This window comes from Stenotrophomonas mexicanensis (assembly GCF_032911605.1).
Classification (GTDB): Bacteria; Pseudomonadota; Gammaproteobacteria; order Xanthomonadales; family Xanthomonadaceae; genus Stenotrophomonas; species Stenotrophomonas maltophilia_A.
This window is the reverse complement of record NZ_JAWJTG010000028.1, coordinates 31,774-52,117: the sequence shown is the minus strand read 5'-3', so window position 1 is coordinate 52,117 and position 20,344 is coordinate 31,774. Positions and strand designations below refer to the sequence as shown.

General features: G+C 66.8%; 22 protein-coding genes. 13 read left to right on the top strand and 9 right to left on the bottom strand.

Going from position 1 to position 20,344, the window contains the following annotated elements; translation table 11 throughout:
* Positions 1-86 precede the first annotated feature (86 nt).
* Complete coding sequence (locus R1L06_RS13280; protein ID WP_317217920.1) at positions 87-533, top strand: REP-associated tyrosine transposase; 447 nt, start codon at positions 87-89, stop codon at positions 531-533.
* A 134-nt stretch (positions 534-667) separates the two neighbouring features.
* Here R1L06_RS13280 and zipA read toward each other — a convergent pair whose 3' ends face one another.
* The 7 genes from zipA to R1L06_RS13245 all read right to left on the bottom strand — a co-directional run bounded on the left by zipA (position 668) and on the right by R1L06_RS13245 (position 7,569).
* A complete protein-coding gene (gene zipA / locus R1L06_RS13275) occupies positions 668-1,405 on the bottom strand; it encodes a cell division protein ZipA (protein ID WP_006376490.1) in 738 nt (245 codons plus the stop codon).
* Between the two features lie 46 nt (positions 1,406-1,451).
* Positions 1,452-4,955, bottom strand: a complete 3,504-nt coding sequence (smc, locus tag R1L06_RS13270; RefSeq protein ID WP_317217919.1) for a chromosome segregation protein SMC — start codon at positions 4,953-4,955, stop codon at positions 1,452-1,454.
* Positions 4,956-5,214: 259 nt separating this feature from the next.
* Complete coding sequence (rplI, locus tag R1L06_RS13265; RefSeq protein ID WP_014037734.1) at positions 5,215-5,664, bottom strand: 50S ribosomal protein L9; 450 nt, start codon at positions 5,662-5,664, stop codon at positions 5,215-5,217.
* 105 nt (positions 5,665-5,769) lie between these two features.
* Positions 5,770-6,000 (bottom strand): 30S ribosomal protein S18, encoded by a 231-nt coding sequence (rpsR, locus tag R1L06_RS13260; protein WP_002804494.1) that lies wholly within the window; start codon positions 5,998-6,000, stop codon positions 5,770-5,772.
* 11 nt (positions 6,001-6,011) lie between these two features.
* Complete coding sequence (gene rpsF / locus R1L06_RS13255) at positions 6,012-6,449, bottom strand: 30S ribosomal protein S6 (protein WP_006452997.1); 438 nt, start codon at positions 6,447-6,449, stop codon at positions 6,012-6,014.
* A 160-nt stretch (positions 6,450-6,609) separates the two neighbouring features.
* The gene (locus R1L06_RS13250; protein WP_317217918.1) at positions 6,610-7,152 is read right to left on the bottom strand and encodes a CbrC family protein; all 543 of its coding nucleotides are present in this window, start codon (positions 7,150-7,152) and stop codon (positions 6,610-6,612) included.
* A 78-nt stretch (positions 7,153-7,230) separates the two neighbouring features.
* On the bottom strand, positions 7,231-7,569 hold the full coding sequence (locus R1L06_RS13245) for a HesB/IscA family protein (RefSeq protein ID WP_006376495.1): 339 nt from the start codon (positions 7,567-7,569) through the stop codon (positions 7,231-7,233).
* Between the two features lie 128 nt (positions 7,570-7,697).
* On the opposite strand from R1L06_RS13245, the gene asnS reads away from it, so the two are divergent.
* The 12 genes from asnS (at position 7,698) to R1L06_RS13185 (ending at position 18,239) form a co-directional block, all read left to right on the top strand.
* Positions 7,698-9,092 (top strand): asparagine--tRNA ligase, encoded by a 1,395-nt coding sequence (asnS, locus tag R1L06_RS13240; RefSeq protein ID WP_049400203.1) that lies wholly within the window; start codon positions 7,698-7,700, stop codon positions 9,090-9,092.
* A gap of 30 nt (positions 9,093-9,122) precedes the next feature.
* Positions 9,123-9,422, top strand: coding sequence for a hypothetical protein (locus R1L06_RS13235; protein WP_005417403.1), 300 nt, complete (start codon positions 9,123-9,125; stop codon positions 9,420-9,422).
* A 7-nt stretch (positions 9,423-9,429) separates the two neighbouring features.
* Positions 9,430-9,744, top strand: a complete 315-nt coding sequence (locus tag R1L06_RS13230) for a hypothetical protein (protein ID WP_149909398.1) — start codon at positions 9,430-9,432, stop codon at positions 9,742-9,744.
* Between the two features lie 7 nt (positions 9,745-9,751).
* On the top strand, positions 9,752-10,390 hold the full coding sequence (locus tag R1L06_RS13225) for an FMN-binding negative transcriptional regulator (protein WP_317217917.1): 639 nt from the start codon (positions 9,752-9,754) through the stop codon (positions 10,388-10,390).
* A gap of 72 nt (positions 10,391-10,462) precedes the next feature.
* Positions 10,463-11,125, top strand: a complete 663-nt coding sequence (gene can, locus R1L06_RS13220; RefSeq protein WP_014037740.1) for a carbonate dehydratase — start codon at positions 10,463-10,465, stop codon at positions 11,123-11,125.
* A 19-nt stretch (positions 11,126-11,144) separates the two neighbouring features.
* Complete coding sequence (locus R1L06_RS13215; protein ID WP_032127723.1) at positions 11,145-11,666, top strand: 3-hydroxyanthranilate 3,4-dioxygenase; 522 nt, start codon at positions 11,145-11,147, stop codon at positions 11,664-11,666.
* Positions 11,667-11,869: 203 nt separating this feature from the next.
* Positions 11,870-13,144 (top strand): kynureninase, encoded by a 1,275-nt coding sequence (gene kynU, locus R1L06_RS13210; protein ID WP_032127677.1) that lies wholly within the window; start codon positions 11,870-11,872, stop codon positions 13,142-13,144.
* A 31-nt stretch (positions 13,145-13,175) separates the two neighbouring features.
* Complete coding sequence (locus R1L06_RS13205; protein WP_317217916.1) at positions 13,176-14,543, top strand: FAD-dependent oxidoreductase; 1,368 nt, start codon at positions 13,176-13,178, stop codon at positions 14,541-14,543.
* Complete coding sequence (gene sbcB, locus R1L06_RS13200) at positions 14,543-15,982, top strand: exodeoxyribonuclease I (protein WP_317217915.1); 1,440 nt, start codon at positions 14,543-14,545, stop codon at positions 15,980-15,982. The genes R1L06_RS13205 and sbcB overlap by 1 nt, the downstream gene beginning before the upstream one ends.
* The gene (locus R1L06_RS13195) at positions 15,979-16,665 is read left to right on the top strand and encodes a DUF2461 domain-containing protein (RefSeq protein WP_317217914.1); all 687 of its coding nucleotides are present in this window, start codon (positions 15,979-15,981) and stop codon (positions 16,663-16,665) included. The genes sbcB and R1L06_RS13195 overlap by 4 nt, the downstream gene beginning before the upstream one ends.
* Positions 16,665-17,645 carry an aldo/keto reductase gene (locus R1L06_RS13190; RefSeq protein ID WP_317217913.1) on the top strand — a complete coding sequence of 327 codons (981 nt, stop codon included), beginning with the start codon at positions 16,665-16,667 and terminating at the stop codon, positions 17,643-17,645. The genes R1L06_RS13195 and R1L06_RS13190 overlap by 1 nt, the downstream gene beginning before the upstream one ends.
* Positions 17,646-17,687: 42 nt before the next feature.
* Positions 17,688-18,239 (top strand): DUF2939 domain-containing protein, encoded by a 552-nt coding sequence (locus R1L06_RS13185; protein WP_317217912.1) that lies wholly within the window; start codon positions 17,688-17,690, stop codon positions 18,237-18,239.
* Between the two features lie 129 nt (positions 18,240-18,368).
* On the opposite strand, the gene R1L06_RS13180 is transcribed toward R1L06_RS13185, so the two are convergent.
* Together R1L06_RS13180 and R1L06_RS13175 are read right to left on the bottom strand one after the other, a co-directional pair.
* Positions 18,369-19,313, bottom strand: coding sequence for a 5'-nucleotidase (locus tag R1L06_RS13180; protein ID WP_005410242.1), 945 nt, complete (start codon positions 19,311-19,313; stop codon positions 18,369-18,371).
* A gap of 47 nt (positions 19,314-19,360) precedes the next feature.
* On the bottom strand, positions 19,361-20,134 hold the full coding sequence (locus tag R1L06_RS13175; RefSeq protein ID WP_006376667.1) for an NAD kinase: 774 nt from the start codon (positions 20,132-20,134) through the stop codon (positions 19,361-19,363).
* Positions 20,135-20,344: the final 210 nt, after the last annotated feature.

Genomic DNA, 20,344 nt, shown 5'->3' with positions numbered 1-20,344 from the left:
CGAGCCATGCTCGACTGGGGCCTTCCCTACAAGCCTTACCGCACTCAAGCGATATCCAAGCTGCCTCGGCCAGCCAATGCTGAGGCATGCCCAGTCCACGTCTCCTGAGAGGCCGTTGGTCGCAACTGCGGAACGTCTACGCGATCACCACCGTCACTCACCAGCGCCATCGGCACTTTGATGATCCACACCAGGCCGCCGTCGTTGTAGCGGGCCTGCAGTGGATTCAGCAGGAGGGTCGATGCCTTAACCTCGCATGGGCGGTCATGCCAGATCATGTGCATTGGTTGATGCAACTGCGCTCAGGAACCCTTGCCGCGTCGATCCAGATGATGAAATCCCGCTGCAGCCGACTCATAGGCATCGACGGGCCGCTCTGGCAGCGTGGTTACCATGATCACGCTGTGCGATGTGATGAGTCCCTGAGAAACCAAGCTCTGTACATCGCAGCGAATCCTGTGCGCGCCGGGCTGGCGGCACAGCTCGGCGATCATCCGTTTGCCTGGTGCCGGTGGTTCGATCGATCGCCCTAGAGGCGAGTCAGGGATGGCCGACCCTGTAGAGTCGAGCGATGCTCGACTGGGGCTTACCCTGGGATCCGCAAGTCGAGCATGGCTCGACTCTACAGAAAGGCAGTCGAGCATGGCTCGACTCTACAGTTGGGGGCTTACCAGCGCGGGGTCTTGGTCAGCGGCGGGGCCTGGTGCTGGCGGTCGTAGGCGCGCAGCTCGTCACGGATGTGTGCGATGCGCTGGCGGCCCAGGGCATTGCGGCTGTCATCCAGCACCACGCCATCCAGCAGTTCAGCCATGCGCTGCACCGTCGGCAGCATCTTCTCCCAGGCGTCCAGCGCGGTCAGCGGCGCCGGCAGGGTCAGGAAGAAGGCGATGGCCGGGGTTTCCATGGCACGGATGTTGGCCATGTCGAAGCTGCCCGGCTTCATGATGCTGGCCATCGAGAAAATCGGGCCGCGCTCGGGGTGGCCTTCCACCAGGCGGTGGAACACGTTCATGTGGCCGAACACCAGGCCAGTCTTCTCAGCCGCCACCACGATGTCTTCGCCACGTAGCTGCTCGCCGGCCCGGGCAGCCACGAACAAGGAGACGATCTTGTCGAAATCCTGGGTGGCGCGCTTGCCGAGATCACTGGCGCCCGGGTCGGTTTCGCCCAGACCAAGTTCGGCCTGCTCGCCTTCCGTGCCCATGCCCGGTTCGACGCGGCCATCGGCCACGGCGACGCCGTCTTCGCCCAGTACCGGTTCGCGGCGCTCGCCGCTGGTCGGTTCCGCGCCTTCCACGCGGCGCCCCTGGGGCTTCTTTTTCGGACGGCCAAACAGGAAGATCGCGGCGATCAACAGCAGGCCGGCGGCCAGGATGCCGATGCGCAACAGTGCCGTGTCGGACATTCGATAGGTTCTCCGGCTAGTTCATTCAGGTAACTAGGATGGCACGTCAGGCCGCGCCCGCCAATCGCGCGGCTTCTTCCAGGTCCACGCTGACCAGGCGGCTGACGCCCGGCTCGCGCATGGTCACGCCCGACAGCTGGTGCGCGGCCTCCATCGTCGCTTTGTTGTGGCTGACGAACAGGAACTGCACCTTTTCGCTCATTTCCTTGACCATGTTGGCCAGGCGGCCGACGTTGGCTTCGTCCAGCGGCGCGTCCACCTCGTCCAGCAGGCAGAACGGCGCGGGGTTCAGCTGGAAGATGGCGAACACCAGCGCCACCGCGGTCATCGCCTTCTCGCCGCCGGACAGCAGCGAGATGCTGGACACACGCTTGCCCGGCGGACGCGCCATGATGGTCACACCGGTGTCGAGCAGGTCTTCACCGGTCAGTTCCAGGTAGGCGTGGCCGCCACCGAACAGGCGCGGGTACAGCGCCTGCACGCCAGCGTTGACACGATCGAAGGTGTCCTTGAAACGACCGCGGGTCTCGCGGTCGATCTTGCGGATCGCATCTTCCAGGGTTTCCAGCGCCGTGGTCAGGTCGGTGTGCTGCGAATCCAGATAATCCGAGCGTTGCGAAGCCTCGCCGTACTCGTGGATGGCGGCCAGGTTGACCGGCTCCAGCCGGCGCATGCGGCCATCGATCTGGTGCACGGCCTGCTCCCAGTCGCCCAGGCGGGCGTCCTCGGGCAGTGCGTTGAGCACGTCCTGCAGCACGAAGCCGGCCTTCTCCACCGCGCCCTGCAGGGTGTCCGCGCTGAGCACCAGCGCCTGCTGGTCCAGCTTGCGTTGCGAGATTCGCTCGCGCTGGGCCAGCGCCTGTTCGTCGCGCTGGTGGCGGGTCTGTTCGTAATTGCGCAGCTCGGCGTCGATGCCGTCCAGCAGCGTGCGCGCCTCGGTCAGCACGCGATCGGCCCGTACGCGTTCTTCCAGCGCATTCTGGTGCTCGACCTGCAGCGATTCGACCGGCGAATCACCTTCATCCAGCTGTGAGTGCAGTTCGCCCAGTCGCGAATCCAGCTGCCCGCGCTGGGTACCCATGCGCTCCAACGCCTGGCTCAGTGAAGCCAGCTGCGCCCGCTGCGATTCCAGGGTCAGGGCCAGCGAATGCGAGCGCTCACGGACCGCACGTGCAGCATCGCGTGCCAGGTCGCGCGCCTCGGTCAGCTGGCGGCGCTCGCCCTCCAGCCGCTGCCGGGTCGATTCCAGGTCACCCATGCTGCTGACCGCGTTCTCCAACCGCGAGCGCGCTTCACGTGCCTGCTCGTTGTTGGCTTCCAGCGTTTCCTGCAGCTGCTTCAGTTCGCCCTCGATGCGGTCGATGCGGGTACGCGCCGCTTCCACCTTGCCCTGCTGTCCCTGCAATTGGCCAGCCAGTTCAGAGACCGCACGATGGGCCTGGTACAGCCCACGCTGCGCGTCTTCGCGCTGCTGTTCAGCCGCCTGCAACTGCTCACGGAAACCACTCAGCTGCTCTTCCAGCTCGGCCTCGCGGTCCTGCAGCTGCTCGATCTGCTCGCGCAGCTCGTTGATCTCGCGCTCGCGCAGCAGCGCGCCCTGCTGGGCCGCACCGGAGCGCGATACGCGCAGCCAGCCCTGGCCCAGGCGCTCACCACTCTGGGTGATGATCGAATCGCCTTCCGGAAGACTGCCCTGCAACACCTTCGCCTCGGACAGGCCCTTGGCTGCGTGCAGGTGTGCCAGCAGTCGACGGATCGCTGCCGGGCCACGCACGCGGGCCGCCAGCGAGGTCGGCGCGACCTTCAGGTCCGCGCCATCGTTGGCGACCAGTGCGATGTGGCCCTCGCCAAGTTCGCCGAGCGCATCGACCAGGCTGGCCGGATCATCAACCAGCACGCCTTCGATCAATTGGCCCAGCGCGCTTTCCACCGCGTTTTCCCAGCCGGCATCAACGTCCAGGCGTTCGCCGACACGCGCTGCCGAATCCAGCCCACGCGCCTTCAGCCACGCCACGGCAGCGCCCTGCTCCTGGCCCAGCGCGGCCTGCTGCAGGGTTTCCAGCGAGGCCAGGCGACCGCGCAGGCCGTTGGCCTGCTTGCGCAGTTCGGCCAGTTCGTTCTGGCCATTGCGCTGCTGTTCCTGCACGGCCGCCACGCCCTGCTTGCGCAGCTCGACGTCTTCGCTCAATTCATCCAGCGCAGTCTTCTGCGTGTCGTGCTGCAGGTGCAGCTGCTCGAAGGCTTCTTCCAGCGCGTCCACGTCCAGCCCGGCGCGCTCGGCGGCCAGCGCCTCGCGACGCCGGTCAGCGTCGAGGATCTGCTTGTCCAGGTAGTCCACGCGCGTGCGCTCGACATCGCCGGCGCGCGACGCCTCCGAACTCTGCGAGGTGTGCTGCTCCCAGCGCTGCTGCCAGCTGGCCAGCCGGTCCTCGGCCTCGCGCAGGCTTTCCTGCTTGATCTCGTTCTCTTCCTGCAGCTCTTCCAGCTGCGGGGTGGCGGCCTCCACCGCTTCGCGCAGCACCAGCAGTTTGGCCTCGTCGCCGCTGATGTGCTGGCCCAGTTCGGCCAACGCCTGGCGCGTCTCGTCGCGCGCCTTGTGCAGGCGCTGCGACAGTTCGCGCTGGTGCTGGATCTGCTGTTCCACGCGCGCCAGCGTGCTGCCGACCTGGTAGACCGCGGCCTGCGCGGTGTTCAGCGCGTCGGCGGCCTCTTCGCGGCGCACGCGCGAGGTCTCGATGCGGGCCTCGGCGTCACGCTGGTCGGCGATCAGCTGCTGCAGTTTGGTCTCTTCCTGCGACAGGCCCTCGCGCAGCTTGGACAGGCGACCGTCCAACCCGCGGAATTCCAGGGCCTTCCACTCGGCATCCTTGACCCGGCGCTCTTCCTGCAGCGCCTGGTACTGCTCGGCCTGCCTGGCCTGGCGCTTGAGGTGTTCGAGCTGCTTGCTGATCTCGTCACGCAGGTCGCCCAGCCGGTCCAGGTTCTCGCGGGTGTGGCGGATGCGGGTCTCGGTCTCCTTGCGGCGCTCCTTGTACTTGGAGATGCCGGCCGCCTCTTCCAGGTACACGCGCAGGTCTTCCGGGCGCGCCTCGATGATCTGGCTGATCATGCCCTGCTCGATGATCGAGTAGCTGCGCGGGCCCAGGCCAGTGCCGAGGAACAGGTCGGTGATGTCGCGGCGACGGCACTTGGTGCCGTTGAGGTAATAGTTGCTGGTGCCGTCGCGGCTGACCGTGCGCTTGACCGAGATTTCGTTGAACGAGGCGTACTCGCCCGAGATTGTGTGGTCGGAGTTGTCGAAGATCAGCTCGACGGTGGCCTGCGAGACCGGCTTGCGGGCATTGGAACCGGAGAAGATCACGTCGGTCAGCGAGTCGCCGCGCAGGCGGCTGGCCGAGCTCTCGCCCATGACCCAGCGCACGGCGTCGATGATGTTCGACTTGCCGCAGCCATTGGGCCCCACCACGCCGGTCATGTTGGTCGGCAGGTGCAGGGTGGTCGGATCGACGAACGACTTGAAGCCGGACAGCTTGATCGTGGAAAGACGCATAGGGGTTCCGGACTGGGGCCGGCAAGCGGCCTGCGTTTACCCTCCAAGTCATTGATCCTGCTGGGATCGATGCCCGTGGAACGGGTGTGACGCCCTGAGTATACCGATGTGGCCGTGTTCTACGAATGGGCGTGGAACATTGTCCAGCCCCACCCCGTCGGCCGGACGTGGCCCGACGCCACGAAACGGAGCCATAAAACAAAACGGGCACCCTTGCGGGCGCCCGTTCTGCGGTGATTCCAGGCCTTGCGGCGTGGGATCAGGCTTCGGCGACGACGACGACCTTGACGGTGGTCTCGACGTCAGCGTGCAGGTGGACCAGCACGTCGTATTCGCCGATGTTGCGGAAGGCGCCTTCGCCCAGGATGACTTCGCTCTTGCTGACCGGCAGGCCGGCAGCGGTGAAGGCATCGGCGATTTCGCGGGCGCCGACCGAGCCGTACAGCTTGCCTTCGGTCGAAGCGTTGGCCGGGATGGTCACGCTCGCGCCTTCCAGCTTGGCCTTGCGGGCGTCAGCGTCGGCGTGGATGGCCTGGGCCTTGGCTTCGTATTCGGCGCGCTTGGCTTCGAACTCGGCCTTGTTGCTCTCGGTGGCCGGAACGGCCTTGCCCTGCGGCACGAGGAAGTTACGGCCGTAGCCCGGCTTCACGTCGACCAGGTCGCCCAGGTTGCCGAGGTTGGTGACTTTCTGCAGGAGGATCAGCTGCATGGTATTGCTCCAGATGAGTTATTCGTTAGCGAGGCGATGCCCCGCAACAAAGGCTGTCCGAATAGCTGGCACAGCGGGGGCGGCACCGGGCCGCCCCGCCGGGCATCAGACGTCGTGGTTGTCGGTGTACGGGATCAGGGCCAGGAAGCGAGCGCGCTTGACGGCGGTCGCCAGCTGACGCTGGTACTTCGACTTGGTACCGGTGACGCGGCTCGGCACGATCTTGCCGTTCTCGGTCAGGTACTGGCGCAGGGTGTTGAGATCCTTGTAGTCGATCTCCTTCACACCTTCAGCCGTGAACTTGCAGAACTTGCGGCGACGGAAGAACTTGGACATGGGAAGGCTCCTTAGGCGGCGGAAGCGGCGTCGTCGCCGGCTTCGTTGTCAGCGGTGGTGGTGGACTCGCCTTCTTCGTCGTCACGACGACGGCGCTCACCGCGCTCCGGCTTGTCACCCTTCTCGTCCTTGCTCTTCATGATCAGCGACTGCTCGGTGTCAGCCTCGTCACGCTTGATGACCAGGTTGCGCAGCACGGCGTCGTTGAAGCGGAAGCTTTCGGTCAGTTCGTTCAGAACGGCCTGGTCGGCTTCGATGTTCATCAGCACGTAGTGGGCCTTCACCAGGTTCTGGATCGGGTACGCCAGCTGGCGGCGGCCCCAGTCTTCCAGACGGTGGATGGTGCCGTTGCCGTTCTCGACCAGCGACTTGTAGCGCTCGATCATGGCCGGGACCTGCTCGCTCTGGTCCGGGTGGACCATGAACACGATTTCGTAATGACGACTCATGTTTTTTCTACCTTTCGGATGTGGCCTTGCGGCCGGACAGCCCCCCGCCGTTGAGACCGCGGTGGGGCAAGGATTCCCGCCAGGAAGGCAGGAAGCCGCGCATTATGGCGCAGATGGGGTGGCCGGGCAACCGGCGGGCCACAGGGCAACCTGAACCGGGCTACCCCAGATCCACATGAAGGCGGTGCTGGCCGCATTCCAGGCACTGGAACAGGCAGCCAATCATCTCCCCGTCCCGGCTCAGGTGTTCAAGCACCCAGTCGGCGTCGCGCGGATTGACCTCGACCACGTCGGGCCGGACCTCGTCGAGGATGGGCTGGAGGTCCTCGCTACCGGCGTAACCGAGGAAGGCGCAGGGCCGCTCACAATGGCTGAGCCAGACCGACTGCTGCCAGGACGAGTAGCCCGGGGTGCGCTCGCAGATCTCCAGCAGCAGCTCACGGGCGATGGTCGGCGGCGGATCGGCCGGATCCGGGGATACCCCTTCGATATCGCTCCAGCCGGTGAATTCACCCTCGTAACTGGCCGCTGCCCTGCCATCGGCGATACACCAGGGGCACAGGTAATCGGGGCTCAGAACGGAGTAGAACGGCCCCCGGTAGCGCAGTGTGCGCGGCTGACCGCAGCAGTCGCAGACCCCGTCGACCACTTCGAAGGAGAGGGCGTAGGCGTTGGGGTGATAAATGAAAAGCGGTCGTTCCATCCGTGGATCCCTTCCCTGCCGACCAAGGTCGGCATCTACCAGCGCCCGGCCATGCCCGGCGGACGCCAGAACCAGCCCTCAGGCCTTGTCGGCGTCGGTGGTGAAGCTCTCGCCGCAGCCACACTCGGCGGTGGCGTTCGGGTTGCTGAACGTGAACGTTTCGCTCAGGCCGTGCTTGCCGAAGTCGATCACGGTGCCGTCCACCAGCGCCAGGCTCTTGGCGTCGACGTAGATCTTCACGCCGTCCTGGTCGAACACGGTGTCGCCCTCGCGCTCGTCGCGGGCCAGGTCGGTGATGTGACCCCAGCCCGAGCAACCGGTCTTGGTCACGCCGAAACGCAGACCCAGCGCGCCGGGGGTCTGGGCGACAAAGCGCTGCACGCGCTCGAAGGCAATGGGGGTCAGGCTGACGGCCATGGGGCTACTCCAGAGGTACGGGGACATTATAAGGAGCCGTTGCCACGAAAAATGCCTCGCAAGCAGAGCGCTGCAACCGGTAAACTCCCGTGTTCACAGATCGAGTCGATCAGCAGAGGATTCAAGTCATGACGGTGGTCAGCGTTGAACATGCGCTTGCCGGGAAGATCCCGGAAGGCGGCGAAGTCACGGTACGCGGATGGGTGCGCACGGTGCGCGGTTCAGCGAATCTGGCCTTCGTGAATGTGAGCGACGGCTCCTGCTTCGCGCCGATCCAGGTCGTGGCCGGCGACAGCCTGGCCAACTTCGACGAGATCAAGCGCCTGACCAGCGGCTGCTCGGTCATCGCCACCGGCACCCTGGTGAAGTCGCAGGGCAAGGGCCAGTCGTTCGAGATCCAGGCCAGCACGCTGGAAGTGGTCGGCTGGGTCGAAGACCCGCTCACCTACCCGATCCAGCCCAAGCCGATGTCGCCGGAGTTCCTGCGCGAAGTGGCGCACCTGCGCCCGCGCACCAACCTGTTCGGCGCGGTCACCCGCATCCGCAACTGCCTGGCCCAGGCCGTGCACCGTTTCTTCCACGAGAACGGCTTCAACTGGATCAGCACCCCGATCATCACCACCTCCGACGCCGAGGGCGCCGGCCAGATGTTCCGCGTGTCCACCCTGGACATGGTGAACCTGCCGCGTGACGAGAAGGGCGCGATCGATTTCAGCCGCGACTTCTTCGGCAAGGAAACCTTCCTGACCGTGTCCGGCCAGCTGAACGTCGAGGCCTACTGCCTGGCGCTGAGCAAGGTCTACACCTTCGGCCCGACCTTCCGCGCCGAAAACAGCCACACCACCCGCCATCTGGCGGAGTTCTGGATGATCGAACCGGAAATCGCCTTCGCCGACCTGGCCGAAGACGCTCGCCTAGCCGAAGAGTTCCTGAAGTACCTGTTCCGCGCGGTGCTGAACGAGCGTGGCGACGACCTGGCCTTCATCGCCGAGCGCGTGGACAAGAACGCGATCACCAAGCTGGAAGACTTCATCAATGCGCCGTTCGAGCGCATCGACTACACCGATGCGGTCAGCCTGCTGCAGAAGTCCGGCAAGAAGTTCGACTTCCCGGTCGAATGGGGCCTGGACCTGCAGACCGAGCACGAGCGCTGGCTGACCGAAGAACACGTCGGCCGCCCGGTGGTGGTGACCAACTATCCGGAGCACATCAAGGCCTTCTACATGCGCCTGAACGACGACGGCAAGACCGTTGCCGCGATGGACGTGCTGGCCCCGGGCATCGGCGAGATCATCGGCGGCAGCCAGCGCGAAGAGCGCCTGGACGTGCTGGACGCGCGCATGGCCCAGTTCGGCCTGGATCGTGAGCACTACAGCTGGTATCGCGACTTCCGCCGCTATGGTTCGGTGCCGCACGCCGGCTTCGGCCTGGGCTTCGAACGCCTGGTGGTGTACGTCTGCGGGCTGTCCAACATCCGCGATGCGATCCCCTACCCGCGCGCCCCGGGCAGCGCGGACTTCTAAGCCCCACACGACCACGGAGGTACCGCTCCCATGACCCTGTTCTTCGCCCTCTGTTTCGTCGGCGTTGCAGTGGCCGGGTTCAGTGCCTTCGTGATCTTCTGGCCGCTGACCCTGGTGCACGTACGCGATCGCCATCCGGCGCTCGCCGAGCGCTTCGGCAGCGGTGCCTTCCTCAAGCCCGATGCCCTGGCCTGGCTGCTGCGCCGTGACTATCGCCAGCAGCCGGACCGCTCGCTGTCCGGGCTGGCGACGCCGGCCTGGGTATCGCTGCTGACCCTGCTGGCCGGACTGGGCATGGCCGCCCTGCTCTGGCTGGCCTCGCTCTGGTAACACATCCATGAATGACATCACCGCCTCGCGCGACAGCTGGTGGCTGGCCAGCCTCGGCAACACCCTGATCTGGGCGCGCCTGCGCGTGCGCCCGGCCGGCACCGCCGAAGTGCTCGACAGCGATGGCAACACGCTGAGCTATGACAGCGAAGACACCGCGCGTTCGCAGCTGTTCGACGCCGAATTCGTCGAGTACGACGGCCTGGACGAGGAAGACGCGCTGGTGCGCGGCTTCAGCCTGCGCGAAGTGCAGCCGCCGCAGGCCGACAGCGATGAGGGCCTGCGCGGCCGCATGATCCAGTCGCTGGGCGGGCGCGCCTGACCCCTGCATGTTCACCCCGCGCGCCTTCGCCGAGACCGATCTGCTCTGGCTGGACCGCCTGCTGGCGCGCGACCCGTTCGTTACCGTGCTCACGCCCGGCAGCGATGGCCTGCCGGAGCTGACCCGGATGCCGGTGCTGTACCGGCGTGACGGCGACCAGATCGAACTGCGCGGCCACTGGGCGCGCGCCAACCCGCAGTCGCGCCACCGCGGCGCGGCCAAGGTACTGATCGATGGTCCGCATGGCTACGTCTCGGCCAGCTGGTATCCGGACAAGGAACCCGCTGCGCGGGTACCCACCTGGAACTACGCCGCCGCCGAGCTGCGTGGCCAGCTGCAGACCTTCGACGATACCGAGGCGCTGGCCGAACTGGTCGGCGCGATCAGCGACCGCTTCGAAGCGAGTGTCGGCCAGGCCTGGCAGTTCGATGCCACGCGTGCCGAACATGGCCCGGAGCTGCGCGCCATCGTCGGCTTCCGTTTCCAGGTCGAACAGGTGCAGCTGAAGCTCAAGCTGAGCCAGAACCATCCCGATGCGAACCAGCGCGCGGTGATCGCCGAACTGGAACAACTGGGCACCCCCTATTCCACCGAGTTGGCGCAGTGGATGCGCTGGCACCGCGAACAGGCCGCCCGCAGCGACTGAACGCCCCAGATTCCCGCAGCGCCGCAGCCGGATGGTTGCGGCGCGCCCCCACCCGACGCCAGGGACCCATACATGAAAGACATCCACAAACTGCTGCAGAACAACCGCGACTGGGCCGACCGCATCGAGAAGGAAGACCCCGAGTTCTTCCACCAGCTCGCCAAGCAGCAGCACCCCGAATACCTGTGGATCGGCTGTTCCGATTCGCGCGTGCCGGCCAACCAGATCATCGGCATGGCCCCGGGTGAAGTGTTCGTGCACCGCAACGTCGCCAACGTGGTCGCCCACACCGATCTGAACTGCCTGAGCGTGGTGCAGTACGCGGTGGACCAGCTGAAAGTGAAGCACATCCTGATCGTCGGCCACTACGGCTGCGGCGGCGTGCATGCCTGCCTGCACAACACCCGCGTCGGCCTGGCCGACAACTGGCTGCGCCACGTTGGCGACGTGATGCAGAAGCACACCGGCATCCTTGATGCGATCGAGACCGACGAGCTCAAGCACGCACGCCTGTGCGAACTGAACGTGATCGAGCAGGTGGCCAACCTGTGCCGCTCGACCATCGTGCAGGACGCCTGGGCCCGCGGCCAGAAGCTGATGGTGCACGGCTGGGTCTACAGCCTGAAGGACGGACGCGTGCGCGAGATGGGCATCGACGTCGGTTCGCAGGAAGAGCTGCAGCCCGCCTATGAAAAGGCCCTGTCCTACGTCCCGCGCAAGGGCAAGCGCGACTGATCCCTTACGGATGACCACCATGCTCGCTTCGCCGATCAACCTGCACGCCTGGATCGAAGAAAACCGCCACCTGCTGAAGCCGCCGGTGGGCAACAAGATGATCGACAACGGCGACTTCATCGTGATGGTGGTGGGCGGGCCAAACTCTCGTACCGACTTCCACTACGACGAAGGCCCCGAGTGGTTCTACCAGCTCGAAGGCGAGATGGTGCTGAAGGTGCAGGAAGACGGCGCAGTGCGCGACATTCCGATCCGCGCCGGCGAGATCTTCCTGCTGCCGGCAAAGGTGCCGCACTCGCCGCGGCGCCCGCCCGGTGGTATCGGTCTGGTGGTCGAGCGCAAGCGCCTGCCGCACGAGATGGACGGCGTGATCTGGCACTGCGAGCGCTGCAACCACAAGCTGCACGAAGAGTATTTCCCGCTGCAGAACATCGAAACCGACCTGCCCAAGGTGTTTGCGCGCTATCACGCCAGCCTGGAACTGCGTACCTGCAGCGAGTGCGGGCACGTGGACCCGCTGCCGGCGCCAGCGGTCGGCTGAGCCTCGAACGGTAGTCGCCCACCCTGGTGGGCGCATGCTCGCCCCCGCTCTGGTAGATGCCCACCTTGGTGGGCGCTTGCTTGTACGTGCGCCAACCAAGGTTGGCGACAACCGGGTCATGCGGCGCTGGTGCAGGGTCGGCTGCTACCGGGCCCTGGCCCAGGCGCTACACTGGCGGTCCCGTTGCAGCCTGTTGCCCGACCATGTCCGACCTGCTCAGCCGCACCCACGCCATTGCCCTGGACGCCGCCGATCCGCTGCGCCCGCTGCGCAATGAATTCCTGATTCCGCGCCATGGCGGCGGCGAGCAGACCTACTTCGTCGGCAACTCGTTGGGCCTGCAGCCGCGTGGCGCGCAGGCGGCCGTGCAGGAAGTGATGAAGCAGTGGGGCGAGCTGGCGGTGGAAGGCCACTTCACCGGCCCGACGCAGTGGCTGTCCTACCACCGCCTGGTGAGCGCGCAGCTGGCCCGCGTGGTCGGTGCGCTGCCCAGCGAGGTAGTTGCAATGAACACGCTGAGCGTGAACCTGCACCTGATGATGGTCAGCTTCTACCGGCCCACGGCCGAGCGCCCGGTGATCCTGATGGAAGCCGGCGCATTCCCGACCGATCGCCACGCGGTGGAAGCACAGATCCGCTTCCATGGCTTCGACCCGGCCGAGTGCCTGGTGGAAGTGCAGCCGGACGAGGCCAACGGCACGATTTCACTGACCGCGATCGAGCATGCCATCGCCGAGCACGGTTCACGCCTGGCGCTGGTGCTGTGGCCTGGCGTGCAGTACCGCACCGGCCAGGCCTTCGACCTCGATGCGATCACCCGCGCCGCACGTCTGCAGGGCGCGCGTATCGGCTTCGACCTGGCACACTCGGTCGGCAACCTGCCGCTGCGCCTGCATGACGTGGCCCCTGATTTCGCCGTGTGGTGCCACTACAAGTACCTCAACAGCGGCCCGGGCGCGGTTGCCGGCGCCTTCGTCCACGAGCGCCATCACCGCGACACCAGCCTGCCGCGCTTTGCCGGCTGGTGGGGCCATGAGGAATCCACCCGCTTCCAGATGGCGCCGCAGTTCACCCCGGCCATCGGTGCCGAAGGCTGGCAGCTGAGCAATCCGCCAATCCTCGGCCTGGCGCCGCTGCGCGCCTCGCTGGACCTGTTCGAGCGCGCCGGCATGGAGGCGCTGCGCAGCAAGTCGCTGGCACTGACCGGCATGCTCGAAGCACTGGTCCGTGCGCGCCTGTCCGGCGTGCTGGACATCATCACCCCGGCCGAGCCGCAGCGCCGTGGCTGCCAGCTGTCATTGCGTGTGATCGGTGGCCGCGAGCGCGGCCGTGCGCTGTTCGAGCATCTGCGCGGCATCGGTGTGCTCGGCGACTGGCGCGAGCCCGACGTGATCCGCATCTCGCCCACCCCGCTCTACAACCGCTACCTGGACGTGCACCACTTCGTCGAGGAAGTGGAAGCCTGGGCCGGCCTCTAAGCCGGCCCCTCCCCTACTGCTGGACAGTTCGTTGATCGCACACGCTTCCCGCTCGTTGAGCATTATCGGTGCCGGCCTTGCCGGGTCCCTGCTGGCCATCCTGCTGTCACGCCAGGGCTGGCGCATCACCTTGTACGAACGCCGCGGCGATCCACGCGTGGCCGACTACGAGAGCGGCCGCTCGATCAACCTGGCGTTGGCCGAGCGTGGGCGCAACGCACTGCGTCAGGCGGGCGTGGAGGACGAGGTGATGGCGCGCGCGGTGATGATGCGCGGGCGCATGGTGCACCCGCGCGAGGGCGAACCGCAGCTGCAGCGCTATGGCCGCGACGACAGCGAAGTGATCTGGTCGATCCACCGCAGCGACCTGAACACCACGCTGCTGGAGCTGGCCGAACAGGCCGGCGCCACCGTGCACTTCCATCGCCGCCTGCACACCGTCGATTTCGATGCGGGTTACGCACGCTTCATCGATGACCGTGACGACAGCCCGCACGACATCCGTTTCGACACCCTGATCGGTGCCGACGGTGCCGGTTCGGCACTGCGTGCGGCGATGAACCGGCGCGCGCCGCTGGGTGAGGACATCGCCTTCCTCGACCACTCCTACAAGGAGCTGGAGATCCCGCCGGCTGCCGATGGCAGCTTCCGCATCGAGCGCAATGCACTGCACATCTGGCCGCGCGGCCACTACATGTGCATCGCCCTGCCCAACCATGAAGGCACCTTCACCGTCACTCTGTTCCTGCCCAACCAGGGCGACCCCAGCTTCGCCGCCGTCAACACCGGCGCACAGGCCGAGGCGCTGTTCGCGCGCGAGTTCGCCGACACCCTGCCGTTGATCCCGAACCTGCGCGCGGACTGGGAGCAGCACCCGCCGGGCCTGCTCGGCACGCTCACCCTGGAACGCTGGCACCAGCAGGGCCGCGCCGTGCTGATCGGCGACGCCGCGCATGCGATGGTGCCGTTCCATGGCCAGGGTATGAACTGCGCGTTCGAGGACTGCGTTGCGCTGGCCCGTCACCTGATGGAGGCCGATGATCTGGAAGGCGCGTTCGCCGCGTTCGAAGCCGAGCGCAAGCCAAACGCGTGCGCGATCCAGCAGATGGCACTGGAGAACTACCTGGAGATGCGCGACCGCGTGGCCGATCCCGCCTTCCTGCTGCAGCGCGAGCTGGAACAGGAACTGCAGCGGCGCTGGCCGATCCGCTTCGTACCGCACTACACGATGGTCACTTTCCTGCACACGCCGTACGCCGAGGCGCTGCGCCGCACCGAACTGCAGCGCGACATGCTGGTGGCCGCCACCGCTGGTCACGATTCACTGGACAACATCGACTGGACCGGACTGGAAGCACAGATCCACGCCCAGCTGCCGGCCCTGGAGGGCGCGCACTGATGGCCGACAGCTTCCTGTTCTACGACCTGGAAACCTTCGGCCAGGACCCACGGCGCACGCGCATCTCGCAGTACGCCGCGATCCGTACCGACGTCGATCTCAACGAAATCGACACGCCGGTCAGTTTCTTCGTGCGCCCGGCCGATGACCTGCTGCCCTCGCCGATGGCCACCCTGGTCACCGGCATCACCCCGCAGCATGCACTGGCCGAGGGCATCAGCGAAGCCGAGGCCTTCGATCGCATCAACGAGCAGCTGTCGCGCCCCGGCACCTGTGCGCTGGGCTACAACACGCTGCGCTTCGACGATGAGTTCGTCCGCTACGGCCTGTTCCGCAACTTCCACGACCCGTACGAACGCGAGTGGCGCAACGGCAATTCGCGCTGGGACCTGCTGGACATGCTGCGGCTGATGCGCGCGATGCGCCCGGACGGCATCCAGTGGCCGCTGCGCGAGGATGGCGCCACCTCGTTCAAGCTCGAGCACCTGGCCGAGGCCAACAACGTGCGCGAAGGCGATGCGCACGAAGCGCTGTCCGACGTACGCGCCACCATCGGCATGGCACGCCTGTTCAAGCAGTCGCAGCCACGGCTGTGGGAGTACGCGCTGAAGCTGCGCGACAAACGCTTCGTCGGCAGCCTGCTGGACGTGGCCGCGATGAAGCCGGTACTACACATTTCCATGCGCTACCCGGCCAGTCGCCTATGCGCGGCCCCGGTGCTGCCGCTGGCCGCGCACCCGACCATCAACAACCGGGTGATCGTGTTCGACCTGGAAGGCGAGATCGACGATCTGCTGGAACTGCCGGCCGAGGTGATCGCGCAGCGCCTGTACATGCGCGCCAGCGAACTGCCCGAAGGCGTGGCGCGGGTGCCGCTGAAGGAAGTGCACCTGAACAAGGTGCCCGCGCTGATCGCCTGGAACCACCTGCGCGCCGATGACCACGCGCGCCTCGGCCTGGACGTGGCCGCGATCGAGGCCAAGGTGGAACGCCTGCGCGCGTTCGCCCCGCAGCTGGCCGAGAAGGCCCGGCAGGTCTACAACCAGCCCCGCGCCGCCACCGTGGCCGATGTCGATGCCTCGCTCTACGACGGCTTCCTCGGCAATGGCGACAAGCCGCTGCTTGCGCTGGCACGCACCACCGCGCCGGAGCAGCTGGCCGCGCTGGAAGGCCGCTTCCGCGACCCGCGCCTGCCGGAGCTGCTGTTCCGCTACCGCGCGCGCAATCATCCCGACAGCCTCGCACCGGCTGAACGCCAGCGCTGGCAGGATTACCGCCGCCAGCGCCTGCTCGGAGACGGCGGGCTGGGCGAACTCAACCTGCCCCAGTACCAGCAGCAGCTCGATGCACTGGCCGCCGAAGCGCCCGAAGATGCGCGGCGCCAGGCCCTGCTGCAATCGCTGCGCGACTGGGGCCAGCACCTGCAGGAGACCTTGTGAGTACCTATTTCTCGGACGCCAGCTTCAAGTTCCTGCGCAGCCTGGCGCGGCATAACGACAAGGCATGGTTCAACGACCACCGCCAGCAGTACGAAGACCACGTGCGGCAGCCGTTCCTGCGCCTGCTGGGCGACCTTCAGCCGGCGCTGGCCGAGGTCAGCGACCACTTCCGCGCCGATACCCGCGCCGTCGGCGGCTCGCTGTTCCGCATCCATCGCGACGCGCGCTTCTCCAACGACAAATCTCCGTACAAGACCTGGCAGGGTGCGCGCCTGTTCCACGAACGCCGCCGCGAGGTGGCCGCGCCTTCGTTCTACGTGCACCTGCAGCCAGGCGAGAGCTTCGTCGGTGCCGGCCTGTGGCATCCGGAACCGGAGACCCAGCGCCGCGTGCGCCATTTCATCCTCGACAACCCCGGCAGCTGGAAGGCCGCCGCGCATGCACCGGCCCTGCGCAAACGCTTCGACTTCGAGGAGAGCGAAAAGCTGGTGCGGCCGCCGCGCGGCTTCCCGGCCGACTTCGAATTCATCGATGACCTCAAGCACCGCAACTGGGTGATGTGGCGCTCGCTGGACGACGCCACCATGACCGGCCCGCGCCTGCTGTCCACGCTGGGCAAGGACCTGGCCGCGCTCGGCCCGTTCGTCGACTACCTGTGCGCGGCGCTGGACCTGGAATTCTGATGCCGTTGGCACAGCAACGCCGCACGCTGGGCCGCACCGGCCTGCCGATTTCGCCGGTGGGCCTGGGCTGCTCCGGCTTCTGGGGGCATCGCCGCTTCCCTGAACAGTCGGCCGCGCACGTGGTCGAGCATGCACTGGCACAGGGCGTGAACCTGTTGGACACCGGCCACAACTATTCCGGTTTCCACGCCGAGCCGCGGCTGGGCCGCATCCTGCGCCCGTTGCTGAAGCGATACCCGCGCGAGTCGCTGGTGATTTCCAGCAAGGGCGGCACACTGACCGGCCAGGCCGGCGTCAGCGGCGCAGAGCAACGCAATTTCTCGCCGGCAGCCATCACTGCCAGCTGCGAGGCCTCGCTGCGCAACCTCGGCCTGGATTACCTGGATATCTACCAGCTGCACGGTGCCAGCCAGCACGACATCAACGATGACCTGCTGGCCGCGCTGCAACGCCTGCGCGAACGCGGGCTGATCCGGCACACCGGCATCAATACGCACACGGCATCGACCCTGCGCTGGATGATCGACCATCCCACGCTGTTCGACGTGGTGCTTCTGGACTACAACGCCCTGCAGCAGGACCGTGAACCCCTCATCGACCAGTTGCACGCAGTGGGCATCGGCGTACTGGCCGGCACCGTGCTGGCGCAGGGCCATCTACTGCCACCGCGTCCGCGCCTGCCACGACCGGCGGATGCCTGGTACCTGGCCAGGGCCTGGCTCAAACCGAGCAGCCGCACACTGATGCACAGCGCACGCAACATGCGGAAGGCGCTGGCCGCCATCCGCAGCCAGCGCCCCGCCCAGACCGCGTTTGCCTACGCCCTGGGCCATCCCGGCGTGGCCAGTGGCATCCTGGGTACCACCCGCACCGCCAGCCTGGAAGAAGTACTGGCGACGCGGCTTGAGGCACTGACCGCAGCCGAACGCCAGCAGCTGGTGGACGCCTTCGGTGATGGCCGCGGATCTCCCAGTCATTGAGTCTTCACCCCATGCTGCTGCGGTTGCGGCAGTCTGGGCGGCATGAAGAAACTCACCGCACTCGTTGGGCTGTTGGTCCTGGCCTTGGCCGCCTGGTGGTTCGGCGGCCCGTACATGACCATCAATGGCCTGTCCAAGGCCATTGAGCAACGCGACACCGCGCGCCTGGAGCGTTACGTCGATTTCCCGCGCGTGCGCAGCAGCCTGCGCGCGCAGCTCAATGACTATCTGGTGCGCCAGGCCGGCCCGGATGTGGCGGCCAGCCCGTTCGGTGCCCTGCTGTACGGGCTGGGCGACCAGCTTGGGGGTGCCGCGGTGGACACCATGGTGACCCCGACCGGGATCGGCGCGATGCTGCAGGGTCACGTGCTGTGGAAGCGCGGCCGCAATGAACTGCAGGGCGGCGATGCCTTCGGCGCGACCGAACCCGCGCGGCCGCTGAAGCATGCCGAACATCATTTCGAAGCGCTGGACCGCTTCGTGATCGATGTCGATCGCGGCCCCGGCCAGCCGCCGTTGAAGGTGGTGCTGGAACCGCAGGGCCTGCGCTGGAGGGTGGTGGACCTGCAGCTGGGGATGTCGGGCAGCCCGTGACCGGACCCGTGGCCTGACGGCAATGCCAACCAAGGTTGGCGACTACCGGGGCATGGCGCTCTGGTAGATGCCCACCTTGGTGGGCATGGATCCAGGACGGCGCCAACCAAGGTTGGCAATTACCAGACCCTATCCTTCGTTGGCAACGCCATGCGGCACATGGCCGGCGGCTACGTGCTCTCGGGCACTGTCGATGTTGTGCTGCGAATCATCGAAGAAGATGTCGGCGCCGAACGCCTGCAGGAACGGCCCCTTGTGGCGGCCACCGAGGAACAGCGCCTCGTCCAGGCGCACGCCCCACTCGCGCAGGGTGCGGATCACCCGCTCGTGCGCCGGCGCCGAACGCGCAGTCACCAGCGCGGTACGGATCGGCGCGCTCTCGCCAGCCGGGAACACTTCCTGCAGCGTGTGCAGCGCCGACAGAAAGCCACGGAACGGCCCGCCGCTGAGCGGCTCGCGGGCGCGCTCGCGCTCGTGGCGGCCAAAGGCTTCCACGCCCTGCTCGCGCGAAATGCGCTCACTCTCGTCACCGAAGATCACCGCGTCACCGTCGAAGGCGATGCGCAGCTGACCGGCCGGGCGACCGGTATCGATCTGGTCGGCCGCCGCGGCGGCGGTTTCGCCAGGCGGCTTGGGCAGGATGGTCGCCGCCGCGATGCCATGGCGCAGCGCGCTGCGCACCGATTCCGGGTTGGCCGACAGGAACAGGTCGGTACCGAACGGCTTCACGTACGGCCAGGTCGGCTCGCCGGCGGTGAACGTCGCGCGGATGATGCCCAGGCCGTAGTGCTGGATCGAATTGAAGATGCGCAGGCCGGTATCGGCCGAATTGCGCGACAGCAGGATCACCTCGACCCGCGGATTCTCCGGGCTGGCGCCCTGGTTCAGCGCCAACAACTTGCGCACCACCGGGAAGGCCACGCCGGGCCCGAGGATATCGTCCTCGTGCTGGCGCTGGAATTCGGCATAGGCCGCCACGCCATCGCTCTCGAACAGCGCATGGCTTTCCTCGAGGTCGAACAGGGCGCGCGAGGTCACCGCGACGGTCAGCAAACGGGGGGAGTTGTCGCCCATCGGTGGGGGTCCTTCAAGCGGTCGGCGGGGCCGGCCGCCTATTGTCGTCAAAAAACGAACTGTTCGCTCAGGATCCGGTCTTCCAGGTTGTGCTCCGGGTCGAACAGCAGGGTCACGCGGCGGTCCTTCGACTCGCGGATGGTCACCTCGACCACGTCGCGGGTCTCGTGCGAATCCGCTGTGACGCTGACCGGGCGCTTGTACGGATCGAGCACGCGGAAACGCACTTCGGTGTCGGCCTTGAGAATCGCCCCGCGCCAGCGTCGCGGCCGGTACGGGGCCAACGGCGTCAGCGCGATGGTATGCGAGCCCAGCGGCAGCACAGGACCGTGTGCGGAATAGTTGTAGGCGGTGCTGCCGGCCGGGGTGGCCACCAGCACGCCGTCACCGATCAGTTCGGCCACGCGTTCCTGGCCGTTGAGGTCGATGCCGATATGCGCGGCCTGCCGGGTCTGGCGCAGCAGCGACACATCGTTGTAGGCCAGCGAACCGGTACTGGTGCCCGACTCGGTCAGCGCCACCATTTCCAGCGGGCGCAGGTTGGCCGGTTCGGCACGGGCAATGCGCGCCTGCACGTCGTCGTCGCCACGGTACTGGTTCATCAGGAAGCCGACGGTGCCCAGTTTCATGCCGAACACCGGCTTTCCCAGGTGCCCGTGCCGATGCAGGGTCTGCAGCATGAAACCGTCGCCGCCCAGCGGGCACAGCACGTCCGCCTGCTCCGGCGCGTGATCGCCATAGCGCGAGACCATCGCGGCGCGGGCCATCTGCGCGGGCTCGGTGGTGCTGGCCAGGAAAGCGATGCGGGGGGTGTCGCTCATCGGTGGATCCGGGGGGGGACTGGTGAAGAGCATAACCGAGCGCCGGGGGGTGGACCGCGCGGGGCGGATGACCGGCATATCCGCCGGGACACGCCGTAAACCCGTCCCTGGGGGCTCGATCGCGCCATCCATGGCGCTCACGGTCCCGGCGGATATGCCGGTCATCCACCTGACAGGTCGACGGCCGGCGTCGGGTCAGTGATCGCAGAA